The sequence below is a fragment of the Bifidobacterium choerinum genome (assembly GCF_000741135.1).
Lineage (GTDB): Bacteria > Actinomycetota > Actinomycetes > Actinomycetales > Bifidobacteriaceae > Bifidobacterium > Bifidobacterium choerinum.
The window spans coordinates 403698-429114 of sequence record NZ_JGYU01000002.1; the positions used below are offsets into that span (position 1 = coordinate 403698).

Genomic DNA, 25417 nt, shown 5'->3' on the forward strand with positions numbered 1-25417 from the left:
CCTCGGACGACTACGATGTGGGGCGAGGACGACAACATTCGCGAACTTCGCAGAAAGGACCGATATGAGCGAAGTGATCACCGACCAGGACAAGGCATACGAGGCGTGCGAGCAGGCCGCCGCACCCGGCGACGACCAGCCGATGGGAGACCGCGTCAACAACCGTTCGCTGCGTCCGCGCTCCGAGGCGTTCGTCGAGTTCATGAGCAGCGGCTGGGACGACAACGAGCCGAAGATCGAACGTCTCGAATCCGCCGCGTACATCCCGGCGCGTCTGCAGGCGCTGAGCGAGGCGTTCCCCGGCGAACGCCTCGTGATCCCGGCCGGCCAGCCGAAGGTGCGCAACAACGACTGCGATTACGCATTCCGCCCGGATTCGGCGTTCTCGTACTACACCGGTCTCGGCCAGGACTACGAGGCGGGCGCCGTGCTCGTGCTCGATCCGAACGCCGACGGCACGCACACGCCGATGCTGTTCGTGGCGCCCCGCGCCGACCACTACACGCAGGACTTCTTCAAGGACCCGCACTACGGCGAGTACTGGGTGGGCCCGCGCGCGGGATTGAAGGAACTCGAGGCGATGACCGGCATCGAGACGCATGACATCGCACAGCTGGCCGACATGCTCGGCAAGGACGTCGGCGACGAGGCCGGCGCCGTTCAGCTGCGCGTGATCCGCGAGACCGACCCGCAGATCACGGCGACGGTGAACGGGCTGCGCGCCGAGCACGGCTTCCCCGACGAAGCCGACAACACGGTGCGCGACGACAAGCTGCACGAGTTCGCCTCCGAGGCGCGCATGGAGAAGGACGACTTCGAGGTGCGCGAGATCCGCCGCGCCGTCGACGCGACGAAGCACGGCTTCGACAACATCCTGCGCAAGCTGCCGGGCGCGCTCGGCAAGCCGCGTTCCGAACGCATCCTCGAAGGCGCGTTCAATGCGATCTCGCGCGAGGAGGGCAACGAGGTCGGTTACGACACGATCATCGCCTCCGGCGCGCATGCGCCGATCCTGCACTGGATCCGCAACACCGGCACCGTCAACGCCGGCGAGCTGCTGCTCATCGACGCCGGCGTCGAGGTCGACTCCCTGTACACGGCCGACATCACGCGCACGTTCCCGACGAACGGCAAGTTCACCGATTTCCAGAAGAAGCTGTACCAGGCCGTGCTCGACTCGCAGCAGGCCGGCTTCGAGGCCGCGAAGCCGGGTGCGACCTATTCGGACATCCACCACGCCTGCATGCGCGTCATCGCCGAACGGCTGCATGACTGGGGCATCCTGCCGGTGGACGTCGAGGAGAGCCTGTCGCCCGAAGGCCAGCAGCACCGCCGTTGGCTCGCCTGCGGCGTCGCCCACCATCTCGGCCTCGACGTGCACGACTGCGCGCAGGCCCGCTACGAGTCGTATCAGGGCGCGAAGATCACGCCGGGCATGGTGTTCACGATCGAGCCGGGACTCTACTTCCGCGAGGACGACCTGATGATCCCGCCGGAGTACCGCGGCATCGGCATCCGCATCGAAGATGACGTGCTGATGACCGAGGACGGCCCCGAATGGATCTCCGCCGGCATCCCGAAGCAGATCGACGACGTCGAGGCGTGGATGGCGCAGATGGCCGCCGAAGGCGCGAAGGACGCTCGATGACGACGCCCGGGTTCATCCTCGAGCTGCGCGAGCACATCGGCCACGCGCCGCTGTGGCTGATGGGCGTCTCCGCGTACATCGTCGACGACAGCGGCCTGCTGCTGCTCGAGCAGCGTGCGGACACCGGCAAGTGGGCGCTCGTCTCCGGCATCATCGAGCCCGGCGAGCAGCCCGCGGACACCGTCGCGCGCGAGACGAAGGAGGAGACCGGCATCGACGTCATCGTCACCGACCTCGTCGCCGTCAAGGCCGACGACCGCGTCATCACCTACGCCAACGGAGACCGGACGCAGTATCTCGACCATCTGTTCGTCGCCGAGATCGACCCCGACGGCCGCAGCGAACCGCATGTCGCCGACGACGAGTCGCTGTCGGTCGGCTGGTTCGACCCCGACGAGCTGCCCGAACCGATGACGGCGAGCTCGCGCGAGCGCATCGCGGCCGCACGCGACTTCCTGCGTCGCCGCGACGACGGCGACGCCCGTGCACAGTTCACGTTCCGCGGCACGGCGATCCACCGCTGAGCGGCGCACCGCCCATCACCCGAGGGCAGGAACCGGGGATACGCATCGATATTCCCGGTTCCTCCCCTCGGCATAACCGACCGCGTGTTCTTCGGACATCGCGCACATAACGCCCCGGTTTCGCCGGAGCGAATGAGCCGAGAGCAAGCACGACGCCGGCGGCGGCGAATCTTCCTATGATGAACGGCGCAAGGCGCAGGCGCCCCTGGGGGCCTGCGCCGCACGGGCGCCCGGACGGGGCGTCCCACCAACAACCGAGGTGAGCACATATGAAGATCACGATTCTGGGAGCGAGCGGACGCATTGCGCGTCTCGCCGAGCGGATGCTGCTCAAGTAGGGCGACGTCGACCTGACGCTGTTCATCCATCGCGACAACGAGCTCGGCGCCGACATCCTCGACGATGAACATGTGACCGTCGTCACCGGCGACGCGAAGTCCGAGGCCGACGTGGCGCAGGCGATCGAAGGCGCCGACGCCGTCTACGCGAATCTGTCCGGCGGACGCGGCAGCAGCGAGGACATCATCCCGATGGCGCAGGCGACGGTGGCCGCGATGGACAAGGCCGGCGTCAGGCGCCTGATCTGGATCTCGTCGCTCGGCATCTACGGCGAGGTGCCCGGCGAGTTCGGCGCATGGAACACGAAGGTGCTCGGCGACTATCTGACCAACTACCGCAAGGCCGCCGACGTCATCGAGGCGAGCGACCTCGAGTACACGATCATCCGTCCGGCATGGCTGACCGACAACGACGAGGTGGACTTCGAGGTCACCGAGAAGGGCGAGCTGTTCCGCGGCACCGAGGTGTCGCGCAAGTCCGTCGCGAGCGAGGTCGTCAGGCTGCTGCTCCATCCGGGCGAGGAGCTTCGCTCCTCGATCGGCCTTGACAAGCCGGGCACCGAAGGCGACCGCCCGTCGTGGATGCTGTCGGATTCGACCGAGCATCTGTCCGAGTAGTCCGGACATCCCACGCGAATCCATGCGGTTCGCGCGATTCGTTCCTCCGATCATCCTCCGGCGGAAGAAAACGGCCGGTGTCACGTCATGCGCAATGCGGGCGTGACGCCGGCCGTTTTCATGCCTTCCCGACTTCGGCGTGTCGATTTGCCATCATGAGTTAACGACGTTAACATTTAACGCAGTTAATCAATCAATGCCCGCGACTACGGCAGCCACGGGGACTCGATGCATGGACACAGGGAGGTGTGATGGCGGACGAACAAACCAGCCAGTCGGAATACAACCGTTCACGCGTCATGCGCTTCCTGTACGGCAACGGCGTCTCCTCGCGCGCGCAGATCGCGAAGGCGCTCGGGCTGACGCCGGCCGCGATCACGAAGATCACGGCGAAGCTCATCGAGGAGGGCCTCATCGCCGAGACCGGCGAGATCGAAGGCGCGCGCAACCGCCGTTCAATCGGACTGCGGATCGACCCGGAACGCTTCCACGTCATCGGCGTCAAGTTCGCGCGCAGCCTCATCCAGGTCGGCCTGTTCGACCTTGCCGGCGATGCGCAGCAGATCTGGGTGGACATAACGACCGACCATCCGTCGATCGACGATGCGATCGCCTCGCTCAAAGCGCGCATCGACCGAATCATGGCGCGTTTCGGCACCGTCGTCGCGATCGGCATGGCCGTGCCCGGACCTTACCTGCGCGACGACGGGCATACGGCCGTCGTCTCGTCGATGCAGCAGTGGCGCGACGTCGACTTCCCCGCCGAGTTCGCCGATGCCTTCGACGTGCCGGTGTTCATCGAGCAGGACGCGCGCGCAGGCGCGCTCGCACAGCAGCTGTTCGGCGACGACGGCGCGCAGGACGACCTCGCCTACTATCTGATCGGCGAGGGCGTCGGCCTCGGCGTCATCGAACGCGGACACACGATCGACGGCACGCGCGGCACCGCCACCGAGATCGGCCACGTGAGCATCGACGTCAACGGCAGGCGCTGCGACTGCGGCAACCACGGCTGCCTCGAGCGCTACTGCTCGGCCGTCGCGATACACGAGGCGCTCGACGCGACGCTCGACGAGGACGGCGGCATCGTCGCGGACTCCGACCGGATGACGCACATCGAGGCGTGCGAGGCGCTGTTCGCGCTCGCAGCGCACGGCGACGCGCGCGCACTCGAACTCGTGCGCCATGTCGGCACCTACGTCGGCTACGGGCTCGTCACGATCATCAACGCCTTCAATCCGCGGCGCATCATCATCGGCGACATCGTCGCGCACGCCGGCGTACCGCTGCTCGACGCGGCGATGCATGTCGTCGAAAACCGTGTGCTCCCCGAACTTGCCGCGACGACGACGGTCACCCTGTCCGACCTGCCGACCGACGCCGCCGTCACCGGTGCGGCGGCCGTCGCGATCACCGCGTTCCTCGACCAGCCGTCGCGCTTCGCCGACGTCGCGCGGCGAAGACGCGGGGACTGACGCGGACGCACCGATCGGCCGATTCAACCAACCGACCAACTCAACCAACCAACCAATCTCCAACCAAACCAACATCAACCAACAGCAGAAAGAAGGGTCATCATGGCCAAGCCAATCGTCGTCTCCCTCGGTGAGCTCCTGTGGGACATGTTCCCCACCGGCAAGCGCGCGGGCGGCGCGCCGGTCAACTTCGCCTACCATGCGATGATGAACGGCGCCGAAGCGTACTCGATCAGCGCGGTCGGCGAGGACGACCTCGGCGACGAGCTCGCGATCGCCGCCGAGAAGTCCGGCATCCACGCCGTCCTGCAGCGCAACGCCTGGCCGACCGGCACCGTCGAGGTCGCGCTCAAGAACGGCATCCCCGAGTACACGATCGTCGAGAACGTCGCCTGGGACCACATCTCCTATACGCGTCAGCTCATCGACATCGTCGAGCAGGCCGATGCCGTGTGCTTCGGCACACTCGCGCTGCGCTCCCCCGAATCGCATGACACGATCATCGAGCTGCTCAAGCACACGAAGGAAGGCGCGCTCAAGTTCTTCGACATCAACCTGCGCGGCGACATGTATTCGAAGGAGCTCATCGAGGAGATGCTCGGCTACGCGAACGTCTTCAAGATCAACGACGAGGAACTGCTGCTGCTGCGCGGCATGTTCGGCATCGAGAACACCTCCGACGAGGAGGCCTGCAAGTGGTTCATCGACCAGTACGACCTGCGCTACCTGATCCTGACCGGCGGCGCGACGTTCTCGACGATCATGTCTAACGACGGCGAGATCTCGACGCTGAACACGCCGCGCGTGACCGTCGTCGACACGGTCGGCGCCGGCGACTCGTTCTCCGGCACCTTCACCGGCCGCATCCTCTCGGGCGAGTCACTCGGTCTGGCGCACCGCGCCGCCGTCAACACGGCCGCGTTCGTGTGCACGCAGGAAGGCGCATGGCCGACCTACCCGGCGACGATGCCCGACTACCTCAGGGACATCCTCGGCCAGTGAACCGTCCGCGTGCATCGCGTGCGACGTACTCTCATCCGCACGATGGCGTCCGCGGCACCTCCGGCCGCGGACGCCATCGTCGTTCCGCAACGCGCGCTACAGTGCAGGCATGCGCGTTGTACTGCAGAGAACGAGTCGGGCGGCCGTGACCGTGACCGACGAGACGACCGGCGAACTCGACCCGACCTTCCCCGAACAGCAGATCGGCGTCGGCTACATGCTGCTCGTCGGCGTCGGCGATGCGGACGGCGAACGGCAGGTCGCATGGCTCGCCCATAAGATCGCGAGCCTGCGCGTCTTCGAGGACGAGGACGGCAAAATGAACCGTTCGATCCACGACGTCGGCGGCGCGATCCTGTCGATCTCGCAGTTCACGCTCTACGGCAACGTGCGCAAGGGCAACCGTCCGAGCTTCGTCACCGCCGGCGCGCCCGAACACGCCGAGCGCGTCTGGCTCGCGTTCAACGACGCGCTGCGCGCGCAGGGACTCGACGTGAAGACCGGCCGCTTCGGCGCGCATATGAACGTCTCACTGACGAACGACGGCCCCGTCACGATCCTCTTCGACACCGAGGAACTCGGCATCTGATGCAATTCGGGCGGCGACCGTCGCCGGTTGCCGCCCGAATTCCCGTACTTCTTCCCGCGGTCGCCCGCGGGAACGCGGATGCCCGCCATTGTACACCGTCGCAGCCCCGTATGCGTCCCAGACAGCGCACGCATGCGCAATCCAGAACGCTGCCTCGCACTTCAGCGTCCCACGCAGCGTACACATGCGCAGACCGTGACACGTTCCGGCACCTCAGCGTCCCACATTGCGTACGCATACGCTGTGCGGCACGCAATCACGCACTTCAGCGTCCCACACAGCGTACACATGCGCAGACCGTGACGCACACAGCGCGACGCATGACGCGGCGAATCACATCAGGGCGTTCATCATATGCTGCAGCATGCCGGTGCTCAGCATCATGAACGACATAAGGAACGACAGCACGCTGATGATGATGCCGGCGATCGCGAATCCGCGGCCGCGCTTGCCGGTGCGCTGCACGTTCACGAGTCCGACGATCGAGAAGATGAGGCCGAACAGCGGAATGATCAGCGACATCACGAATCCGGCGATGCACATGCCGTCGTAGCCGTTGCCCTCCGGCGTCCCGGTGCGCTGCTCGTACTCCTGGTAGCGCTGGCGGTTCGTGCCGTACGGATTCAGCTGCCCGTAGTAACCGCCGGGCTGCTGCTGGCCGTAGGGCGCGCCCTGTTGCTGCCCGTAAGGGTTGTCGCCCGACGGGTACCGCATGCCGGGATACGGCGCCGACGGGTACGCTCCCGGCTGTCCAGGCTGGCCGAATTGTCCGGGCTGCGCCGACATGTCCGGCTGCGGTTCGTCCGGTTTGCCGAAGGGATAGCGTTCGTCGTCGCTCATCCCCGGATCGGCGTAGGCGCCGTATTCCGGCTGTCCCTGCGCGCTCGTCATGCCGGCTGCATCGCCCGCATCCGCGTTGTTCGTCTGCTGTCCGTTCGCCGCATCGCCGTAGGGGAGCTGGGCGTCGCCGCCCGCCACGTCCATCGGCGTGGGTTCGTTCTCGTTTGCCATATCCCCCATCCTAGAGGACCGCCGCGAATCCGATGACATGCCGTACGAATCCCGTGCACGACCCGCACAATCCGTCGATTCCGCGCAATCCGCCGTTCCGCACGATTCACTCATAGCCCGCGCCTCCGTCGAGCGCGGCGGTCCGCGGCGGGCAGCCCTCTCCGACGTTTACCAGCCAATCGCCCGCAGCGCGGCGACGGCGTGCGCGATCGGGATGCGCTCCTGCTCGATGCGCGGCACCTGCGACTCCCCCGCTGCACACAATGTGCGATACAGCGCGTATTCGTCGTCATCGAGCCGCATCGCCGTGCGCGCAAGCGGCTCATGCGCGCCGATCATGTGGCTGCGCGCGTCGAGCCTCGTGCCAAAGCGCATGAAGCGCATATAGGTTGCCCGATCCATCAGGATGCTCGTGCAGTCGATACCCGATGCGCGCACGGCCGAGAGGATCTCGAAGCCGGCCGCGTCGACATCGCCCCAGTAGACGACGTCGCAGTCGGCGAGGAACGGCAGCAGCCGCGCGACGCGCGTCGCCGCGAAGCCGGAGCCGAACACGCACACCGCGCCGACGAAGGCCGGCATCGCCTGATAGGTGTCCTTGTTCTCGACGATGATCGCGCGTCGCACCGGCCGTTCCGGCTCGTGCTGCGGCGTCACGGCGATGCGGTCGGGGTCGCCGGCCGCCGCCGGGTCGAGATGGCGATAGCGCAGCTCCTCGGGACGTTCGCGCAGCGGCAGCGCGTCGACGCCGAGCACCGTGCAGATCGCCGACCGCCGCTGCGAGCGCGCGCCGCCGAGCCATTTCGCCGAGAATCCCTCAAGCGGCACCTCGCGCGCCGTCATCGCCGCGATGTCGCCGCGATGCGCGCCGAACCATGCGGCCGCCGCCGTGAACAACGCGAAATCGACGTCCGTCTCGTCACGCAGCCGACGCACCGCCGGCATCGCGACCTCCGGCGTCACGCCGCACGTCTCCTCGAGCTGCGCCGCGCGTGCGAGCGTCCGTTCGCGTTCGCGACGCAGCCGATGACCGGCGATCGCGAGTGCGACGCGCTCGTCCGGCACGGTGACATGGTCGACGAGCATGACGCGCGCGCCGACCCGGCGCGCCGTGCACGTCACACCGCAGCCGTGGCGCGCCGCGAAGTCCTTGAGCGCGTTGTTCGCGTCGTGCACGGCGTTGACGTCGGCGAGGAGCTCCGATTCCTTCGGCCAATGCACCGCCTTCGTGCGCGGCCACGGGTCGTCGGCGGCGAACATCTCGCGTTCGACGATCCCCGCGACCCATGCGCGCAGCTCGTCGGGCGTCGCCGTGCCCCGCGGATGCGCGACGCGCGCGGCGCCCACTACGCGTCGTCCCCGTCGTGTGCGGCGGCAGCGTCGGCATCGTCGACTTCGGCGGCAGCAACGTCGTGCGCGACCGTCTCGCCATCGCCGCCGCTGCCGTCGTCACTGTCGCCATCGCCGCCGTTGCCGTCGCCGTCGATGCGCGCGATCTCGAGCACGGTGCGGCCACTGTCCGGGTCCTTCCGCGCGACGACGACCTTCGACGCCGATCCCATGATCTCGTTCGTCTTCGATTCGGGCGCCGAGACGATGACCTGGAATCCGAGGCCGGGCAGCACGCTCAGCGCGCGGCGTGTGTACTGGCCGTCGGCCTTGATGAGCGCCTCGTCGAGGAAGACGGTCGCGTAGGACGGCTTCGTCGCGTTGTCGTTGGCGAGCAGATACATCAGCGCCGCGCCGTAGGCGAAGGACGTGAGCTCCTGCAGATAGCCGCCGGAGCCGCCGCCGGTCGAGTTGATGTGCTCGATCTGGCCGTCGGGGTGCGCGACCGATCCGAAGAAGCGCGAACGGCGGCGCGGGTCGAGGTTCGTGTTGCCGCGTCCGACGCCGGCGTAGTCGTCGAAGCTGCCCTTGAGCTGCGCGATGAACGACGCGCATCCGGTGAACAGCCGCTTGCAGCGTTCGACGTCGCGGCTGCCGCTTTCGCGGAACGCGCTCATCTGCTCGACCTGCCTGCCAAGTGCGGCGATGAACGCGGCGTCCGGGTTGCGCACCTGCACGACGATCGACAGCCTGCCGCGCCGCGCGCCGAAGGGATAGCGTTCGAGCAGCCGGTTGATCTTGTTGGTCTGCTCGCGGATGCGCTGCGTGTCGACCTTGAGCATCTGCTGCAGCTCGGCGAGGTCCTGATAGATCTTGTTGAGCGAGTTGAAGTATTCGACGTGCACCGCCTCGTCGCTGATCATGTTCGGCTTGAGCTCGTCGAGGTCGTGCATGAAGTACTGCGCGTTCTCGACGTCGGCGTCGATGCGCGTATCGCCGGCCGCGTACTGGTCGAGGTAGGCGCGCATGCTCGCCTCGCACGAGCGGCGGCGGGCGTCGCGCTGCCCGGCTAGTTCGCCGAGCCTGGCGCGCACGCCGTCGGCGACCGACGTCTTGAGTTCCATGAATCGCCGCGCCGACGTCGCGTTCGCGCGTGCATGGCCGCCGTGCGAGCCGTTCGCCTGGTCGTCGAGGGCGAGCAGACGGCGCACGCGTTCGCCCGCCTCCTTCGTGCCATCGCCGAAATAGGCGAGGTAGCAGCGTTCGAGCAGCGTCGCGCACGCCTCGTCGACGGCCGGGGCGTCGCTCCCCCGCTGCCTGCGGTCGGCGATCCACTGGCGTGACGTGGCGAGCGCCGCCTGCGCGCATCGCCGGTCGTCCTCGGCGCCGTATGCGGCGGCGCGCGCCGCCGCGAGCTCCTTGTTGGCGGCGCCGAGCGCTGCGCTGATCTGCGCGATCTGAGGGTCGCTCTTCAGTTCGTCGATCCTCGCGAGCAGCTCCTCAATCCGCAGCTGCACGCCGTTCGCGTCGACGTCCTGCCAGTCGTAGTCGCGCAGTCGTTCGGCGAGCGCGTGGGCGGCGTCGAGTCCGCGCGCCTCGGCGTCGAGTTCCCCGACGCGGGCATCCGCGTGCGCGAGCGCGTCGCCGGCCTGCACGATCTCATGGCGCAGTTCGGCGAGGTAGCGTTCGGTGACGAATCCGATGACCGCCGCCATGCCCTTCGTGCCGTGGCTGCCACGCCGGCCGTCCTTGATCTGGCCGTCGCGCTGCACCTGGCGTCCGTCCTCGTCGAGGTCGTCGATAGCCTCGACGCAGCGCGCGTCGGTGCGCGGGTCGGCGACGCGCCGGCGCACCCATGCGGCGAACGGCGACTCGTCGTTGAACGTGAGTCTGCCGGAGAGCCAGCCTTCGCGCGGCGCGGCGTCCGCGTCGTCGTCGACGTCGACGAACTGCCAGTTGCGCCGCGGCATCGCCTCGCGCGGGATCGTCGAGACCTTCGCCGCGAAGCCGTCCTCGTGGCGGCGGTCGACGAGCAGGATCGGCGCGATCGACGCGTAGACGACGTTCATCGCGGCACGCCAGTCCTCGGCGTCGTCGGCGACGTCCATCAGCTCGGCCACGTACGGCAGTTCGGACACCTTGAGTCCGGTGGCGCGCGCGATCATCGCACGCGTCTCGTCCATCTCCTTCGTGATGCGCGTGCGCGAGCGTTCCTTGCGCGTGTAGTCCCTGTTGAGCTCGTCGAGCCGTCCCTGCGCCTGCTTGTGCGCGTCGAAGGCCTCGTACTGCCGCCGTTTGAGCGTCTCGCGGCACGTCTCGTATTCGCGGTCGCGCGCCATGTAGTCGTCGGCGAGCCGCCGCCATTCGTCGCCCGTCGCGGGCAGCTTCTCGCCGGCCTTCGTGAAGTACGGCGCGAGCCTCTCGGCGCGTTCGACGACGCGTCCCATGTCCTGCTTCGCCTGCGCGAGGTCGTGTTCGAGCCCTTCGATCTCGTCGCCGCCGGAACCGTTGAGCTGACGGGTGAGCGAGGCGACCTCGTCCTCGAGCCGCGCGACGCGTGCCTGCGTCGTGTCGACGGCTTCGGCGCTGCGTTCGGCGAGGGCCTCGTGCGCCGGCAACACGTCGACGACGTCCTGCGTCAGGCGCATGTCGAGCCACTGCGCGCGCAGATCGGCGGCCTCGTCGCGTTCCGGGTCGATCGCGCGCAATGCGCGCACGCCGGAGTCGGCGGCCTCGTACTGGTCGTATTCGTCGACGATCGCCTCGAGCTGGCGCACGCGCGTGCGATTGCGTTCCATGCTCGAGAAGTTCTGCGCGTACTGCTCGTAGTCGTCGACGGCGTCGCGGCCGGAGCGGATCGCGCGCGGCTCGTCGAGCACGCCCTTGCGGAAGATGTCGTCGAGCTGCGACGGCGCGTCCGACGCCTGCATGCGGTGCAGCAACCTGCACGCGGCCTCGGTCAGCCCGAAGCGTTTCCAGACGTCCTCGTGGAACTGCCGGGCGGAATTGTAGGCGACGATGCCCGGATAGAGCTGCCTGAGCATCGGGATCGTGAACTTCTCATCGCGCCGCGCATCGAGCAGTCCCGGGTCGATCGGCGCCTCGCGCACGGCGTACAGCTTCGTCATCGACTCCGACGCGCCATCCGCCGGCAGCCACATGAACTTCGCGATCCACAGCGAGCCGCTGTTCGCCGTGTCCTCGTATTCGTCGACGATCGCGCCCCAGACGGCATAGGGGTCGCCGTTCGCGTCGTGTCCGCGCAGATACAGCGGCTCGTCATGGCCGTTGTTGTTGCGGATGCCGCGCAGGCCGAGCAGGTACGAATAGTCGGAACGGTCGGAGCGGCCGGCGTTCGACGCCTTGTTGAACGCCGCGTTCGCTGGGTACAGCAGCGAGACCTGCGCGTCGACGAGCGTCGACTTGCCCGATTCGCTCTGTCCGGTCAGCAGCGTCACCGTGCCGTCCTCGGCCATCGACGGCCGGAAGATGTGGCGGCCGTCGTACGACCCCCAGTTGACGAGCTGGCGTTCCTTGAGCATCCAATGCCTCGGCAGCAGCTCGATCGGCGAGTACAGGTCATCGGTCGTCATGTTCAAAACAGCACCTCCTCCGTCATGTCGCTCCCGTCGTTTGCGGATTTGCCGTCGCCGGCGGCGGTTCCTCCATCCGCTCCGCCGCCGGCGTCGGAGTCGTCGTCCGCAACGACGATGTCCGCGGCGCCGTCGTCCGCAGTGGTTTCCGCGGTCGTCTCATTGTCGGCTGCGGCATCGTCGATCTCGTCATCGCCGATCTCGGCCGTGCCGATGGCGATGCCGCCGGCGCCGGCCGCGCCGGTCGTATCATCGTCCTCATCGTCCTCGCCGCGCTCGTCGAGTGCGACGTCGGACGCGCCGATGATACCGAGGATGTCACCGAAATTGCCGTCGGCGTCCACGTAATCCGCATGCGACGACGCCCGCGACGCGCGCGTCGCGGCCATGTCGGCGACCATGTCCGGCGCCGCGGCTTGCGCGTCGACATGTCCGTCGCCGCCGACGTCAACGGCGTCGCGGTCGGCGTCGCCGTTGACGGCACCGCCATCCGCGTCGCCGTGTCCATCCACGCCATCGCCGTGTTCGTCGTCCAGGCCGAGCCAACGGTTGATGCGATCGGCGTTGAGCACGACCGGCACGAGCTTCGTAATCACGTACATCGCGTCGTCGTCGCCGTCCTCGAGGAACCCGTAGGTGCGCATCGCGCCGATGAGCCGGTCGGCGCGCTGCACGACCGCCTCCTCGCTGTTGCGGCCGGCGAAGGGACCGCCGCCGACGCTCAGCGCCTGCACGATCTCCTCACGCGAGACGATCCACGAGGCCGCGTCGACGCCCACGTTCTCGTATTCGAGCACCTTGCGGCGCAGCATCGCGACGACGACGGCCTCCTCGGCGCTGAGCGTCACGCGCGTCTTGAGCGAGCGCAGCCCGTATTCGTCGGCGCGGATAGGCTCGGCGTACATGACCTCGTAGTATTCGTCGACGACCGGCACGAGCATGTCGTTGTTGAGCGAACGGCGCACGTCGTCCATGTAGTCGCGCGCCTGCCGGTACAGGTCGCCGCTGATCGCGCGGTTGCGCTTGAGCGCGATCGCCGCCTCGCGCGCCGGCGCCGGCATGTCGCCGATGTCGCCGTCGAACAGCGCGTGCACGTTCGCGAGGTCGGCGACGCCGGCCCCGTCCTCGACCCCCTCACGCCAGTCGTCGCCGCTCGCCGCGGAGACGACGCCGGCGTCCGTGTCGGCATCGTTCGGCTTCGTCATCGTCCTGCCACCTTTCCGTCCATCATCGTCGGCCCTGTCAGCCGACCTTTCGTCGTATCGGTCATCGTCGTTCATGTCGCCGCCCATCATGCCGTCCGCCCGCGCACAGCCGCCGTCATCGGCGCCGCGGCCGTCTCCTTGAGGAATTCGTCGAGCGCCCCGCACGGCACGAGCAGCGCGCGCGTGCGCCAGCGGCGCTCCCGACCGTCGGAGCCGACGCAGCACCATACATGCTCGCCGACGCCATCGGACTTCGTCGCGTCGTCGTCGCCGCCGAAGTAGCTGAGGAAGCCGACGACCTCGCTTTCCCTGCGCTCGTCGGCGGGCAGCGCGTTGAAGCTCGCCGCCATGTCCACGTCGTCGCCGCGGCGCACCGGATTCGCGGCGATGAGGCCGACCATGTGGCGCACGCGCGGGCCGCCGGCCGCGACGATTGCGGCCAGGTCGGCGGCGGGCGCGACCGTCGTCTCGGCGAGCGCGGGCGCGACGACGCGCGCCGGCGTCTGCCTCGGGCGGCGGCGCAGCGTCGGCAGCGACGCCTCGGCGATGCCGGCGTCGAAACGGCGTTTCGATTTCGTGCGAGCCTCGTCGCTCAGCCGGGTGAACAGTTTCGCGAGGCTGCGCGACATCGTGCGGAACTGCATGTCGGTCTGCTGGCGCACGATCAGGCGGATGCTTTCGTCGGTGACGCGGATCTGGCGGCGCACGTCGTCGATACCGCGGTAGATGTCGTCGAATTCGCGGTTGACGACGCTCATCAGGTCGTCGGCCTCGCCGTGCAGCCATTCGCTGTTCGAGATGTCCTGCAACGCCTCGTTGAGTTCGGCGCGGCTCTCCGGCGCGTACATCACCTGGAACGCGTCGTTGAAACGGCGACCCTCGTCGCTGAGGTTGTAGATGCGGCCGAACTGCTCATGGTAGAACGTGAGCATCTCGTCGCCGCTCATCGTGCCGTCGTCGATGCGACGGCGCAGCGCGTCGCCGCTGTCGCGTTCGGCGATGACGAGCTCGCGCAGGTCCACCGGCACGCCGCGCAACGTGTTGTAGACGACGTTGATGATGTCGGAGACCTGTTCGCGCGTCGGACGGTCCTCGATGCCGTGCGCCCTGAGCTCGTCGATCTGCCGCTGGCGCTGCGCGATCTCATGCTCCAGCAGCTCGATGCGCTCGCCGACGTTCACGGTGAGCTGCTTGCGCGCGTTCTCGATCTCCATGATGATCGAGTTGACCTGCGCGCCGGACATCGAGACGGTGCGCTGCTGCAGCGTCGCGAGCGCCTCGATCGCACGGTGCGCGCGCTGCGTGAGCCGGCACATGATGCGGTGCTGGCGGCGGTCCAGCGAGTCGGCGATCCACGCGTAGTCGCCGGCGTCCTCGGATTTGAGCTCCTTGAGGATGCGGCGGGCGGCCATCATGTCGTCCTCGCCTTCGCGCGGCGCGTATTCGCCGGCGGTGGCCAGCTCGCCGATCGCCTCGCGCATCCGCGACAGCAGACGTTCCTGCGGCACTTCAGCGGTCAGCGGGTCGAAGCAGGAGCGCAGCATCGCGATGTAGACGTCCGCGTACTTATGCAGCAGCATGCGCAGCACGCCGGTCTCGTACACCGGCCGCAGCTGCGCGAGCTCGGTCCTCACATCCGCCATCGGCCGCCTTTCTCGAGTCGTCCCGTCCGCCCGTTCACCTGCGGGCGTACCGCCTTCCATTGTAGCGAAACGGCGATGCGCGGTCCGTGGCGGCGTTGGAATACGGGAGAGGGGGGTGGGCCGTTGCGTGGCAGGCGAACATCGGTTGCGCGGCCGGATGCGGTTCCTAGACTGGGTGGGTATGACTGAACTGACGATCAAGCGCGCATATGCGCCGGCAGATGAGAACGACGGCTTTCGGATCCTCGTGGACCGGCTGTGGCCGCGCGGCATGTCCAAGGAACGCGAGCATCTCGACCTGTGGATGAAGCAGATCGCGCCGAGCGCCGAGCTGCGCAAGGCGTGGAACCACGATCCGAACCGGATTCTCGAGTTCGCGGAAAGCTACCGGCGCGAGCTCGACGAGAACCCGGCGGTCGAGGAGCTCGAGCAAATCATCCGCGACCATCCGAAGGTCACGCTCGTCTACGGCGCGCGCGACCCCGACGTCAACCACGCCCGCCTGCTGCGCGACTACCTCGAGGAGCGCATGGCCGCAGAGTAGGCGGTTGAGACGGGTTTCCTACGCCAGTCCCACGAATCCCCCTGTTCGTCCCTTCCCCGTCTGTGCGAGGAATCGGGCGGTGTCACCGGCAGTCAGCCCGGCGTGCGCGAGGGCGTCGGCACGGGAGGGGTCGGCAGTGACGAATGTGGTGGAGGCGGGATCGAGTTCGAAGGCGGTGATGGTCTCCTCGGGCGTCAGGCGGCCGTCGATCGTGCCGTCGAGCAGGCTCAGCCAGGGGTATTTCGCATGCATGAGGTCGACGGCGCGGCCTGAGCAGTTCGCGAAACCGTACAGACGCACGCCGGCGCGGTGCAGTTCGCGAAGCCGCGTCGGGACGCCTTCGGGCATGTCGTAGAAGCCCAATGTGCGGTTCTCGAGCAGCAGCCGCATGATCCAGCCGACGGCTGGGCCATGTTCGAGTGAGTATGCGTCGATGATCCGCTTGTCGTCCCAGCCTTCGATGGCACGGCGGCGATAGTAGTCGTAGCCGTGCGGATCGTCGGGATCGAAGAACATCGCGGTCACGCCGTCCGGATAGAACATGCCGACGATGCGTTCGGGACGCCAATCGACAAGCGCGCCGAAGTAATCGAAGACGACGGCCGTGAGTGGAGGTTCACGAAGTTCGCTGTGCTGGGATTCGTTGGACACAACCGTCATCGTAGCAGCGGCATGGCGCACCGGTCGGGCACGAATCAGAACAGCGGCTCCATCGTCGCGGTCGGCGTCGCCTTCTGCTGCGGCGGCGCAGCGGTTTTCTCGGTCTCGATCGGCAGTTCCGGCTGCGCGGGATGGTCGCGCAGGTCACGGTCGATCCACGCCATGACGAGCGCGGCGAGACGGTTCACTTCGGCATCGGTGAGCGCGCGGCCTTTGGGGATGTGGTGCCAGCGCATGATGCAGCCGCGGCAGCAGGTGGCCGTCGCATGCTGCGCCGTGAACACCGGATGGCCTTTCCACGGTGTCTGCTTGCCGTCCTTGAGCGGATGGGCGGCGCCGATGCGAGCGCGCAGCATCTCATGGGCGTGGCGGTAGATCGTCGCTCTGCCCTTCGCGCGCGCATAGGCGCGGTCGGCGTCGGCCAGCCGGAACTTCGCGCGGAACGGCGAACCGGACAGTCGTTGCAGCATCCACGCGATCCACTGCGCTTCCTCGACGGGTTCGGGCGTCGTTCCCTCGACCGGCATGTCATGTCCCATAGGTCCTCAAGCGTAGTCCGTTAGCCGGGGCAGACAAGCGACCGCAACGCGACATACGCCCCGCAACGCGGACACGTCTCCTGCGATTCCCCTGCCCTCATACGGACCTCCTCCACTGCTCGACGCGCCTTGCATCTTACCGGCGACTTCGTCGTATCGTCCTCTTTTTCTACCCCAATCGCGTATCCCCCAAGGCATTCCGGAGCCCTATCTGCGATTGTGGGGTGGGTATCCCCGGACACCGCCCTTCCTGAAGACCCAATCTGTGCGGTTAGCGCACAAAACCGATAAGAGCCGAACAGAACGGTAGGTATTCTCAAGGAGCACCCACCCCACAATCGCAGATACGCCCTGACCCATCCCCCAGCGGAGTGACAACGATGGGCATGCACGGACGGCAGGAACCGGTTTCCGGAAACATCATCCTGGAGACCGGTCCCTGCCGTCAGTCGCCGATGCGCCTTCCGCACCTCAGCCATCAAGCGCCTTTCAGCCTCGTTGCGTGCGACGTCGGATCATCAACAGCGTCACGCCGGCGCCGGAGGCGGCGAGCGCGAGCGCCGCGACGGCCCCGGCCGACGAGCCGGTGTAGGACAGCAGCGCCTGCGTCGCGTCACCATCCCACGCGGCGGTGGCCGCATCGTTCGAGCCCATGCCGTCGGCGCCCGGCTTATCGGAAGTGGCGGGCCGGTCCGACGTCGTCGCGCCGTCGTCCGGATCCTTGACGGGATTCTTGGCTTCCGCGTTGTCCGTGCCGTCGGCCGGCCCGTCGCCGGGCTCCGGCTCTGCGCCTACCGGCACGAGCGCGGCATAGTCCGATCGAGCATGTCCTTCGCCGCGGTCACGAGCGGCTGCTGCTCGGCGCTGAACGTCGTGTTGTCCGCGAGCGCCTGCGCCGTGAGCAACGCGTCGGCGAGCGCGGCCACCGACTCCTCGGTGTAGGAGGGGTTCGCACCGTCGGCTGCGTCCATGACCTCCCGGGCCTTCATGATCGGTTCGGCAAGTGCGCTGACGTCGAGCGCGCCGCCGGCCGTGTACATCGGCGTGTAGCCGTCGATCGTGCGCGCCGCGAGCGCGTCGTACATCTTCGAGTACAGCCTCGCCTGGGAGTTCGTGATGCGGAAGCCGGCGCTCCTGAGGTTCATCGTGCGCGTTTCGAGGTTGTCGGGATCGTAGAGGCCCTCGCCGAACGCCCAGTCCTTCGTGATCTGCGGCGTCGCGCCGCCGCCGGTGCCGGAGGTGTCGGGCGCCGAACCGGTCGCGTAGTCGAACGGCGTGCCGTCCTTGCCGTTCCATGCGGTGATGATCAGGCTCGTCGAGCGGAACGCGTCGCGTCCGACGCCCATGTAGTTGTAACCCTTGATCTCCTTGCCGGAGCTGACCGTGTCGCCGTCCGCGTCGACCGAATAAATCGGCTTGCCGTCCGCATCGAGCGGATAACCGTCCTGCCCCCACAGGTTCGCGGTGACGGCGGCGAGGCCGTCGCGGTCGGTGTAGCTGCCGATGCGCGATTCGCGGTACCACGGGTCGCCCGTCGTGGCGGTCGGGTGGATGAGCAGTTCGGCGCCGCTCGCCGCGTAGTAGCGGCCGAGTTCGGGATAGAAGTGGCCGTCGCGGCAGATGCTGACGCCGGCCTTGAGCGCGCCGCCGTCGGCTCCGGTGAGCTCGGGCATCTCGAAGATGAGCGGCGTGTTCCCCGGCACCAACCAGACCTTCTCCTCCTGTCCGGCGCGGTGCATCTTCTGGAACGATTCGGTGTGGCCGTCCGGGAAGGCGACGGCGGCCGAATTGTAGACCTTCCGCACGCCGTCGGCGTCGACGATCGGTCCGCCGTCGGGCATTTCCGGCAGGCCGAACACGATGTACATGCCGAGCCGCTTCGCCGTGTCCGCCATCGCCTTCACCGACGCGGCGCGCGTGGCGTCGCCGTCGGCGCCCTTGACCTTTTCGGCGAGCAGCACCTGCATGTAGTCGTCGCTTGCCGCGAGCGCGCGGTTGACGTCGGCGTTCACGCTGTGCGCGTCCGCATCGCCCTTCGGATCGGTGCTGTCGTAACCGGTGAGCACGGTCTCCGGGAACACGAGCAGGTCGACGTCGTCGGCCGCGGCCTGTTCGGCGTAGCGGACCATCATGTCGACGTTCGCCTGCTTGTCCGCCCATACGCCGGCGACGTTGGCGACGGCGACGCGCGGACCGTCCGCCGAACCGTAGCGGTTGTTGAGCGACATGTCCGATTCCTGCCTGTCGGCGAGTTCGGCGTACCACTTGGCGTAGTAGTCGGGATGGAAGTCGTTGGCGACGCGCGTCGTCGACGGATAACTCACCCGCAGGTCCTTCGTATTCGACAATGCGCCTTCGGTGCCGACGACGAGCGTGCCGTCGGCGTTCTGTCCCGCAGAGTAGTCGGCGGAGCCGCGCACGATGACGCTGCCGCCCGGGAAGTCGCAGGGTTGTTTGCCGTCCTTGTCCGCGCATCCGTCGGCGCCGACGAGGTCGGCGGAGGCGATGGCAAGGCCGTCGCGCGACGCTATCGATTCGAGGCGGTTGCGGTAGTACCATTCCCATCCCTTGCCGTCCTTGACGCCGTCGCCGTCGATGTCGCGGTAGCTGCGGGAGGTCGCGGTCGGATTGATGAGGATGCCCGCGCCCTGCGCGGCGTAGTAGCGTTCGATCTCCGGATTCGCGTAGGTGTCGTAGCAGATGCTCAAGCCGGCGAGCCCCCATTCGGTCTGCAGCAGCACCGACGTCGTGCCCGGGGTCGCTCACGACCCTTCGACCGGCGCGATCTTCTGGTAGCTGATGACCTTGCCGTCCGGGGATGCGGCGAACGCGGAGTTGTATGCGTGCTCGGCATCGCCCGGGATGCGTTCGGACGTGCCGAAGATGACCCACATGCCGGTTGCGGCGGCCTTGTCGGCGAGCTCGCGGGTGATCGGACTGGAGATCGTCTCGGCCTGGGACACGGCCATCCTGTATGCGGCCGATTCCGGGTCGCTCGACGAGACGTAGCCGGTGAGCGCCATCTCCGGGAACACGATCATCCTGACGCCGGCGGCGTGCGCCTCGTCGATGTACCTGAGCATGCTCGCCTTGTTCGTCTCCTTGTCTCCCCACGTCGGGTGGAAGTTGACGACGCTCAGCGCGCCTGCGGGGATGACGCCGTTCGTCACGACGCTCGGCGCCGTAGCCACGGCCGTGCTGGAGGTGGTGTCGGCGAACGCGGCGGGACGCCGAACGCGCCGAACGACGCGCACATCGCCATCGCACCGACGCCCGCCGCCATGCGCCGCCATATCGCAGCGCGGCGGACGCCGCCGTCGGAACGCATCGGATTCGCGGTCTTGCCATGCACAAGCATACGGTTGCCTCTCTCTTCACGTCCGCACCGAAACGACTTCGCTCAACGGACCCCATCTACGACATGCCGGAAACGGCCATGGGTGAGCTGCGGACGACGACCACGCTAGGGACGCCGGGTTTCGCGCAGCCGACCGTCAGGTTTCCGTCGCGCTCCCTCGCGGTTACGAAACGGTTTCGACGGCCGTCGACCATTTGCCGGCGCACATCGTTTGGAAACATCGATGCTGGTATCGCGCGCGGCCGCGCGGGCGGGCATGGTTCGGCGCGGCGCATCGGTGTATCGTGGTGCGCAGGTGCGTGTCCCCGCGCGCCCGACGTCACATGGAAGGACTGACTATGACGCGACTGACGGACATGCTCGATGATTTCAAGAAGGACGACTGCCTGACGTCGCTGGCCTACGCGGGCGCACGCGCTTGGGATCTCGTCAAGCTCAACGTCTCGCTCAGGGCCTATGACGGCGGCGGCACGATCGTCTTCACGCAGAAGGGCGACGAGATGCCCGACGCCGACGTGCATGCGCTGCTCGAAAGCGAGGTCCCCTATCTGGTCATGTTCGTCTCGAAGCCGTGGCTCAAGGCGTACGTGCGCACGCGCTACGCGAACGACGCGAGCGTCTTCCGCTGGGACGTCGTCGGCCCCGAAGGCGGCGACGTCAAGGACGAGGCCGTGCAGCGCGCGGCCGCCGTCACCTTGCCCGGCCTGCTCTACGCGACCTTCGGCTATTCGCCGCAGTACTACGAGACGAACGGCTACCAGATCTGACGCCGTCGCGCGCGGCGCCCGCCGACTCATATCTCACGCATCCCCACGAAACGAAGCCCCGCATGACCGACATCCCCGCACGCCGTCCCCACCGCTGGCCGCAGCCGCTCGCCGGCCATGGTCCCGCGATCTGGTACGGCGCCGACTACAACCCCGACCAGTGGCCCGAAGAGTTCTGGGACGAGGACGTGCGCCTGATGACGAAGGCCGGCGTCAACATCGTCTCCCCTCGCGATCTTCTCGTGGGGCAACATCGAGGTCGCCGACGGCCGTTTCGAATTCGACTGGCTCGACCGCATCATCGACAAGCTCTTCGACGCCGGCATCGCCGTCGACCTCGCGTCGGCGACCGCCTCGCCGCCGATGTGGCTGACGCAGGCGCACCCGGAGGTGCTGCCGCGCGATGAACGCGGCGACGTCGTCTGGCCGGGCGCACGCCAGCATTGGCGTGCCACGAGCCCGGTCTTCCGCGAGCACGCGCTGCGGCTGTGCCGCGCGATGACCGAGCATTACCGCGGCCATCCGGCGATCGTCTCATGGCATGTCGGCAACGAGTACGGCTGCCACAACCGCTTCGACTATTCCGACGACGCGATGCATGCGTTCCAGGACTGGTGCCGTGAGCGCTACGGCACGATCGACGCCGTCAACGAGGCGTGGGGCACGAGCTTCTGGTCGCAGCGGCTGACGGATTTCGGCCAGATCCTGCCGCCGCGCTTCATCGGCGAGGGCAACTTCCCGAATCCCGGCCGTCTGCTCGACTTCAAGCGCTTCTCCTCCGACATGCTCAAGCGCTTCTACTGCGCGGAACGCGACGTGCTCGCCGAGATCACACCGGACATCCCGATCACGACGAATTTCATGATCAGCGCGAACCAGAGCGCCCTCGACTACGACGACTGGGCGCGCGAGGTCGATTTCGTCTCGAACGACCACTATTTCACGCCCGGCGCGCAGCATATCGACGAACTCGCCTATTCGGGCTCGCTCGTCGGCGGCTTCGCGCGCAGGCGACCGTGGTTCCTGATGGAGCAGTCGACGTCGGCCGTCAACTGGCGCGGCGTGAACCCGCGCAAGCAGCCGGGCGAGCTGATCCGCGACTCGCTGCTGCACACGGCGATGGGCGCGGACGCGATCTGCTACTTCCAGTGGCGGCAGTCGCGCGCCGGCGCCGAGAAGTTCCATTCGGCGATGCTGCCGGCCGCCGGCGAGGATTCGCGGATCTTCTACGACGTGTGCGAGCTCGGCGCCGATCTGCGCGCGCTCGCGCAGGCCGGCGTCCTCGGCTCGCGACTGCGTCGTTCGTCGGTCGCGATCGTCTACGACGTGCAGTCGCAGTGGGCGAGCGAGCATCCGACGACGCCGTCGCGGGACGTGCGCGAATGGACGGAGCCGCTCGACTGGTTCGTCGCGTTCGCCGAGCACGACGTCACCACCGACGTGACGCCGGTGCATACGACGTGGGACGACTACGGCACCATCGTCATCCCCTGCGTCTACCTGTTCGACGAGGATGTCGCCGACCGTCTGCGCAAGCATGTGCGCGGCGGCGTACGCGCAATCGTCACCTACTACAGCGCGATCGCCGACATGAACGACCGTCTGTTCCTCGGCGGCTGGCCAGGGCTGATCGGCGACGTCGTCGGCGTGCGCGTCGAGGAGCACTGCCCTCTCACGTCGATGTATCCGGGCGCGCTCGACCATCTCGACCTGAGCAACGGCGCATGCGCGCATGACCTCGCCGACGTCGTCACGTCCGTCGACGATGACACGCAGGTGCTCGCGACGTTCACGGCGCCGCCGACGAGTGGCACGGACGGCCTGCCCGCGCTGACCGCGCACCGTTACGGCGACGGCACGGCCGCCTACGTCGTCGCAGGCAAGCTCGGCGCCGACGGCATCGCGCGCAGCCTGCCGTGTCTCTTCGACGCGCTCGGGCTGCCGCTCGCCGACGACGACGCCGCGGGCGACGTGCTGCGCGTCGTGCGCGAGCATGAGGACGGCGCGGTCTTCGAATTCCTGTTCAATAGACGCGACCACGACGTGGCCGTCCCCGACATCGACGGCGACGTCATCATCATGTCGCACGCGACGCGAACGACGCTCGCGCCCACCGGCGCCATCGTCGTTCGACGGTGAGCGCCGGGGCGCGGATTGACGAAACAATCGACCATCATATGAGGTGACCATGGGACTTTTCAATGCATTCGCCGGTAATCTGCAGCAGGTCAGCAACGACCAGCTCATGCAGCAGTACGGACCGTTCCTGTTCAGCGGCGAGCAGATCACGAACGGGTATCAGCTGATCCGTGACGCCGTCGTGTTCACGAACATGCGCATCATCTTCATCGACAAACAGGGCGCAACCGGCGCGAAGGCCCGCTACAAGACGATCCATCTCGACTCGATCGTCGACGTGGAGGTGGAGACGGCCGGCGCGATCGCCGACGACAGCGAGATCAACATCACGTATCTCAAGGACGTCTACCAGCGCAAGACCGGCGCTGAGACGCTCGGCGAGGTCACGTTCGAGTTCCCGCGCAAGTTCGACATCGCGCCGGTCTACCGCTATCTGGGCGAGCTGGCGATGGCGAACCGGCAGCGCATCAACGCGAAGTGAGCAAAGCCGTCCGCGCGGCGCAGATGGCGACCCCGATGAACGGGTGCTCGTGCCGCGCGGACCGAGCTCACGCCTCCTTGGCGAGCAGCGCGCGCAGCTCCTCGCGGTGCACGGCCTGCTCACGCGGATCGAGCACCGGCAGCGAGGCCAGCAGCTTCTTCGTGTATGGATCGGACGGGTGGCGCATGATCTGCGATGCATCGCCGTGCTCGACGATGCGTCCCTTGTGCATGACCATGATGCGGTCGGCGAGCATGTCGACGACGGCGAGGTCATGGGTGACGAACAGGCATGCGAAGCCAATCTCCGCCTGCAGCACCTTGAACAGTTCGAGCACCTTCGCCTGCACCGAGACGTCCAATGCGGAGGTGGGCTCGTCGGCGATGAGCAGGCTCGGCTTCAACGCGATCGCGCGCGCGAGCGATGCGCGCTGACGCTGGCCGCCGGAGATCATAATCGCCATCAGGATCGCCAGCAGCAGCGACGGGAACGAATAGACCGCGCCGGCGATGACGACGAGCACACGGTCGATCCAGCCGCCGAAATAACCCGAGACGAGACCAAGGAACACGCCGGCGAAGATCGACAGCAGCACGGCCACAATCAGGAAGAATGCCGTCAGGACGAGGCCGGTGACGAGCATGCCCTTCTGCCAGCCGACGGCGATCTTCAGGTCACGCACGACCGGCAGCTTCGCAAACCAGGATTTCGGGGGTTCGACGTTGAGCTTCTCCAGACGCGTGTCCCCCGGCACGCCGACTTTCAGTTCCGTGCTCTCGCTCATGTCCAGTACCTCACTCGCGGATCAATCAACGCGCTGATCACGTCGACGATGAAATTGACGACGGAGACGATGATCGCGATCAGGATGACGATGCCCTGCACCGCGACGAAATCGCGCGCCTTGAGATAGTTGGAGAGCATGAAGCCCAGTCCCTTCCATTCGAAGGTCGTCTCGGTGAGCACGGCGCCGGCGAGCAGCAGCGCGATCTGCATGCCCATGACCGTGATGATCGGGATGAGCGCCGGTCGCCACGCATGCTTGGACATCAGGCGTTTCTCACTGACGCCGCGGGAACGGGCCGCATCGATGTAGCCGGCGTTGAAAGTGGAGATGACGTTCGTGCGCACAAGCCGGATGAAGACGCCAGCCGTCAGCAGACCGAGCGCAAGCGCCGGCAGCACCGCATGCCTGAGGACGTCACCGAGTACCTTCATGTCGCCGAGCTGCAGCGCGTCGACGATGTACAGGCCAGTGGGCGAGACGAGTCGGGAGAACTGCATCTCCGACTGCAGCGACGAGCGACCGGAACTCGGCAGGATGCCGAGGCCGACGGAGAACACGAGCTTGAGCACAAGGCCGAGAAAGAACACCGGCGTCGCGTAGCACAGGATCGCGAACAGGCGGATGCCGGCGTCCTGCGCGCGGTCGCGGTGTCTGGCGGCGATGCGTCCGAAGCCGATGCCGACGAGCAATGCGACGACGAGCGATAGCAGCGCGAGCTCGAGCGTGGCGGCACCGTATCGTGTCAGCACCGAGATGACCGGTTGGTTGTCGGTGAGCGTACGACCGAGGTCACCGTGCAGCAGACCGCCGAGGTAATCGAAGTACTGTACGAGGAGCGGACGGTCGTAGCCGGCCTCGTGGATGCGACGCTGCAGCTCCTCGGGTGTGAGTCGTCCGCCCATGGCGGCCGAGATCGGGTCGCCGGTAGCACGCATGACGAAGAACACGATCGTGACGAGAATGAATACGGTGGGAATGATGAGCAGGAAACGACCGAGGATGAAACGGAAGAATCCTGCGGAAAGTCTGTTCTTATGCGCGCTGACGGTCGGCTTCGACGAGGTGGAATCGGCCGGCGATGCTGTTGCTTGGGACACCGGAGCTCCTTGGTGCTTATGGATATGGGGAATGCGCGGCCTAGGGCGCCGCGGGAACGCAGAGGGTCGA

19 protein-coding genes and 3 pseudogenes are annotated in these 25417 nt (G+C 67.2%); 10 read left to right on the forward strand and 12 right to left on the reverse strand.

What is annotated here, in order from left to right; genetic code table 11:
* Positions 1-64: 64 nt before the first annotated feature.
* The 6 genes from BCHO_RS02650 (at position 65) to dtd (ending at position 6194) form a co-directional block, all read left to right on the forward strand.
* The gene (locus BCHO_RS02650; protein WP_024540607.1) at positions 65-1648 is read left to right on the forward strand and encodes an aminopeptidase P family protein; all 1584 of its coding nucleotides are present in this window, start codon (positions 65-67) and stop codon (positions 1646-1648) included.
* Entirely contained in the window at positions 1645-2172 is a 528-nt protein-coding gene (locus tag BCHO_RS02655; RefSeq protein WP_024540608.1) for an NUDIX hydrolase, read from the forward strand. The genes BCHO_RS02650 and BCHO_RS02655 overlap by 4 nt, the downstream gene beginning before the upstream one ends.
* Before the next feature lie 356 nt (positions 2173-2528).
* Positions 2529-3128 (forward strand): NAD(P)H-binding protein, encoded by a 600-nt coding sequence (locus BCHO_RS02660; RefSeq protein WP_335617956.1) that lies wholly within the window; start codon positions 2529-2531, stop codon positions 3126-3128.
* Positions 3129-3379: 251 nt separating this feature from the next.
* Complete coding sequence (locus tag BCHO_RS02665) at positions 3380-4603, forward strand: ROK family transcriptional regulator (RefSeq protein ID WP_024540609.1); 1224 nt, start codon at positions 3380-3382, stop codon at positions 4601-4603.
* 102 nt (positions 4604-4705) lie between these two features.
* Positions 4706-5605: a carbohydrate kinase family protein gene (locus BCHO_RS02670; RefSeq protein ID WP_024540610.1), complete on the forward strand. Its 900-nt coding sequence runs from the start codon at positions 4706-4708 to the stop codon at positions 5603-5605.
* Positions 5606-5714: 109 nt separating this feature from the next.
* The gene (gene dtd / locus BCHO_RS02675) at positions 5715-6194 is read left to right on the forward strand and encodes a D-aminoacyl-tRNA deacylase (protein ID WP_024540611.1); all 480 of its coding nucleotides are present in this window, start codon (positions 5715-5717) and stop codon (positions 6192-6194) included.
* 333 nt (positions 6195-6527) lie between these two features.
* Here the strand turns inward: dtd and BCHO_RS08720 are convergent, their stop codons facing one another.
* The 5 genes and pseudogenes from BCHO_RS08720 to BCHO_RS02700 form a co-directional block, all read right to left on the reverse strand.
* Entirely contained in the window at positions 6528-7205 is a 678-nt protein-coding gene (locus BCHO_RS08720; RefSeq protein WP_157775254.1) for a DUF4190 domain-containing protein, read from the reverse strand.
* Between the two features lie 168 nt (positions 7206-7373).
* Positions 7374-8552, reverse strand: coding sequence for a DUF3322 and DUF2220 domain-containing protein (locus tag BCHO_RS02685; protein WP_024540613.1), 1179 nt, complete (start codon positions 8550-8552; stop codon positions 7374-7376).
* A complete protein-coding gene (locus BCHO_RS02690; RefSeq protein ID WP_024540614.1) occupies positions 8552-12127 on the reverse strand; it encodes an ATP-binding protein in 3576 nt (1191 codons plus the stop codon). Before BCHO_RS02690 ends, BCHO_RS02685 begins: the two co-directional genes overlap by 1 nt.
* A gap of 449 nt (positions 12128-12576) precedes the next feature.
* Positions 12577-13332: pseudogene (locus tag BCHO_RS09520) on the reverse strand (DUF4194 domain-containing protein); the annotation flags it as partial.
* A gap of 86 nt (positions 13333-13418) precedes the next feature.
* The gene (locus BCHO_RS02700) at positions 13419-14975 is read right to left on the reverse strand and encodes a DUF3375 domain-containing protein (protein ID WP_024540616.1); all 1557 of its coding nucleotides are present in this window, start codon (positions 14973-14975) and stop codon (positions 13419-13421) included.
* A gap of 181 nt (positions 14976-15156) precedes the next feature.
* Here BCHO_RS02700 and BCHO_RS02705 point away from each other — a divergent pair, with 181 nt between their 5' ends.
* Complete coding sequence (locus BCHO_RS02705) at positions 15157-15519, forward strand: DUF488 domain-containing protein (RefSeq protein WP_024540617.1); 363 nt, start codon at positions 15157-15159, stop codon at positions 15517-15519.
* A gap of 18 nt (positions 15520-15537) precedes the next feature.
* Here the strand turns inward: BCHO_RS02705 and BCHO_RS08725 are convergent, their stop codons facing one another.
* The 5 genes from BCHO_RS08725 to BCHO_RS09525 form a co-directional block, all read right to left on the reverse strand.
* The gene (locus BCHO_RS08725) at positions 15538-16170 is read right to left on the reverse strand and encodes an HAD family hydrolase (protein WP_024540618.1); all 633 of its coding nucleotides are present in this window, start codon (positions 16168-16170) and stop codon (positions 15538-15540) included.
* Positions 16171-16214: 44 nt separating this feature from the next.
* A complete protein-coding gene (locus BCHO_RS02720; RefSeq protein ID WP_162146635.1) occupies positions 16215-16706 on the reverse strand; it encodes a DUF4186 family protein in 492 nt (163 codons plus the stop codon).
* 501 nt (positions 16707-17207) lie between these two features.
* Positions 17208-17519, reverse strand: a complete 312-nt coding sequence (locus BCHO_RS02725; RefSeq protein WP_024540620.1) for a hypothetical protein — start codon at positions 17517-17519, stop codon at positions 17208-17210.
* Entirely contained in the window at positions 17510-19459 is a 1950-nt protein-coding gene (locus tag BCHO_RS08730) for a nitrilase-related carbon-nitrogen hydrolase (protein ID WP_051354849.1), read from the reverse strand. Before BCHO_RS08730 ends, BCHO_RS02725 begins: the two co-directional genes overlap by 10 nt.
* Positions 19460-19480: 21 nt before the next feature.
* Complete coding sequence (locus tag BCHO_RS09525; protein ID WP_237743019.1) at positions 19481-19909, reverse strand: carbon-nitrogen hydrolase family protein; 429 nt, start codon at positions 19907-19909, stop codon at positions 19481-19483.
* A gap of 505 nt (positions 19910-20414) precedes the next feature.
* On the opposite strand from BCHO_RS09525, the gene BCHO_RS02735 reads away from it, so the two are divergent.
* The 3 genes and pseudogenes from BCHO_RS02735 to BCHO_RS02745 all read left to right on the forward strand — a co-directional run bounded on the left by BCHO_RS02735 (position 20415) and on the right by BCHO_RS02745 (position 23463).
* The gene (locus BCHO_RS02735) at positions 20415-20843 is read left to right on the forward strand and encodes a hypothetical protein (protein WP_024540621.1); all 429 of its coding nucleotides are present in this window, start codon (positions 20415-20417) and stop codon (positions 20841-20843) included.
* Between the two features lie 62 nt (positions 20844-20905).
* A pseudogene (locus BCHO_RS02740) lies at positions 20906-22982 on the forward strand (beta-galactosidase).
* A 49-nt stretch (positions 22983-23031) separates the two neighbouring features.
* Complete coding sequence (locus BCHO_RS02745) at positions 23032-23463, forward strand: PH domain-containing protein (RefSeq protein ID WP_024540622.1); 432 nt, start codon at positions 23032-23034, stop codon at positions 23461-23463.
* A gap of 67 nt (positions 23464-23530) precedes the next feature.
* Here the strand turns inward: BCHO_RS02745 and BCHO_RS08980 are convergent.
* Both BCHO_RS08980 and BCHO_RS02755 read right to left on the reverse strand, forming a co-directional pair.
* Positions 23531-23914: pseudogene (locus tag BCHO_RS08980) on the reverse strand (ATP-binding cassette domain-containing protein); the annotation flags it as partial.
* Positions 23915-24243: 329 nt separating this feature from the next.
* Positions 24244-25347: an ABC transporter permease gene (locus tag BCHO_RS02755; protein WP_024540624.1), complete on the reverse strand. Its 1104-nt coding sequence runs from the start codon at positions 25345-25347 to the stop codon at positions 24244-24246.
* Positions 25348-25417: the final 70 nt, after the last annotated feature.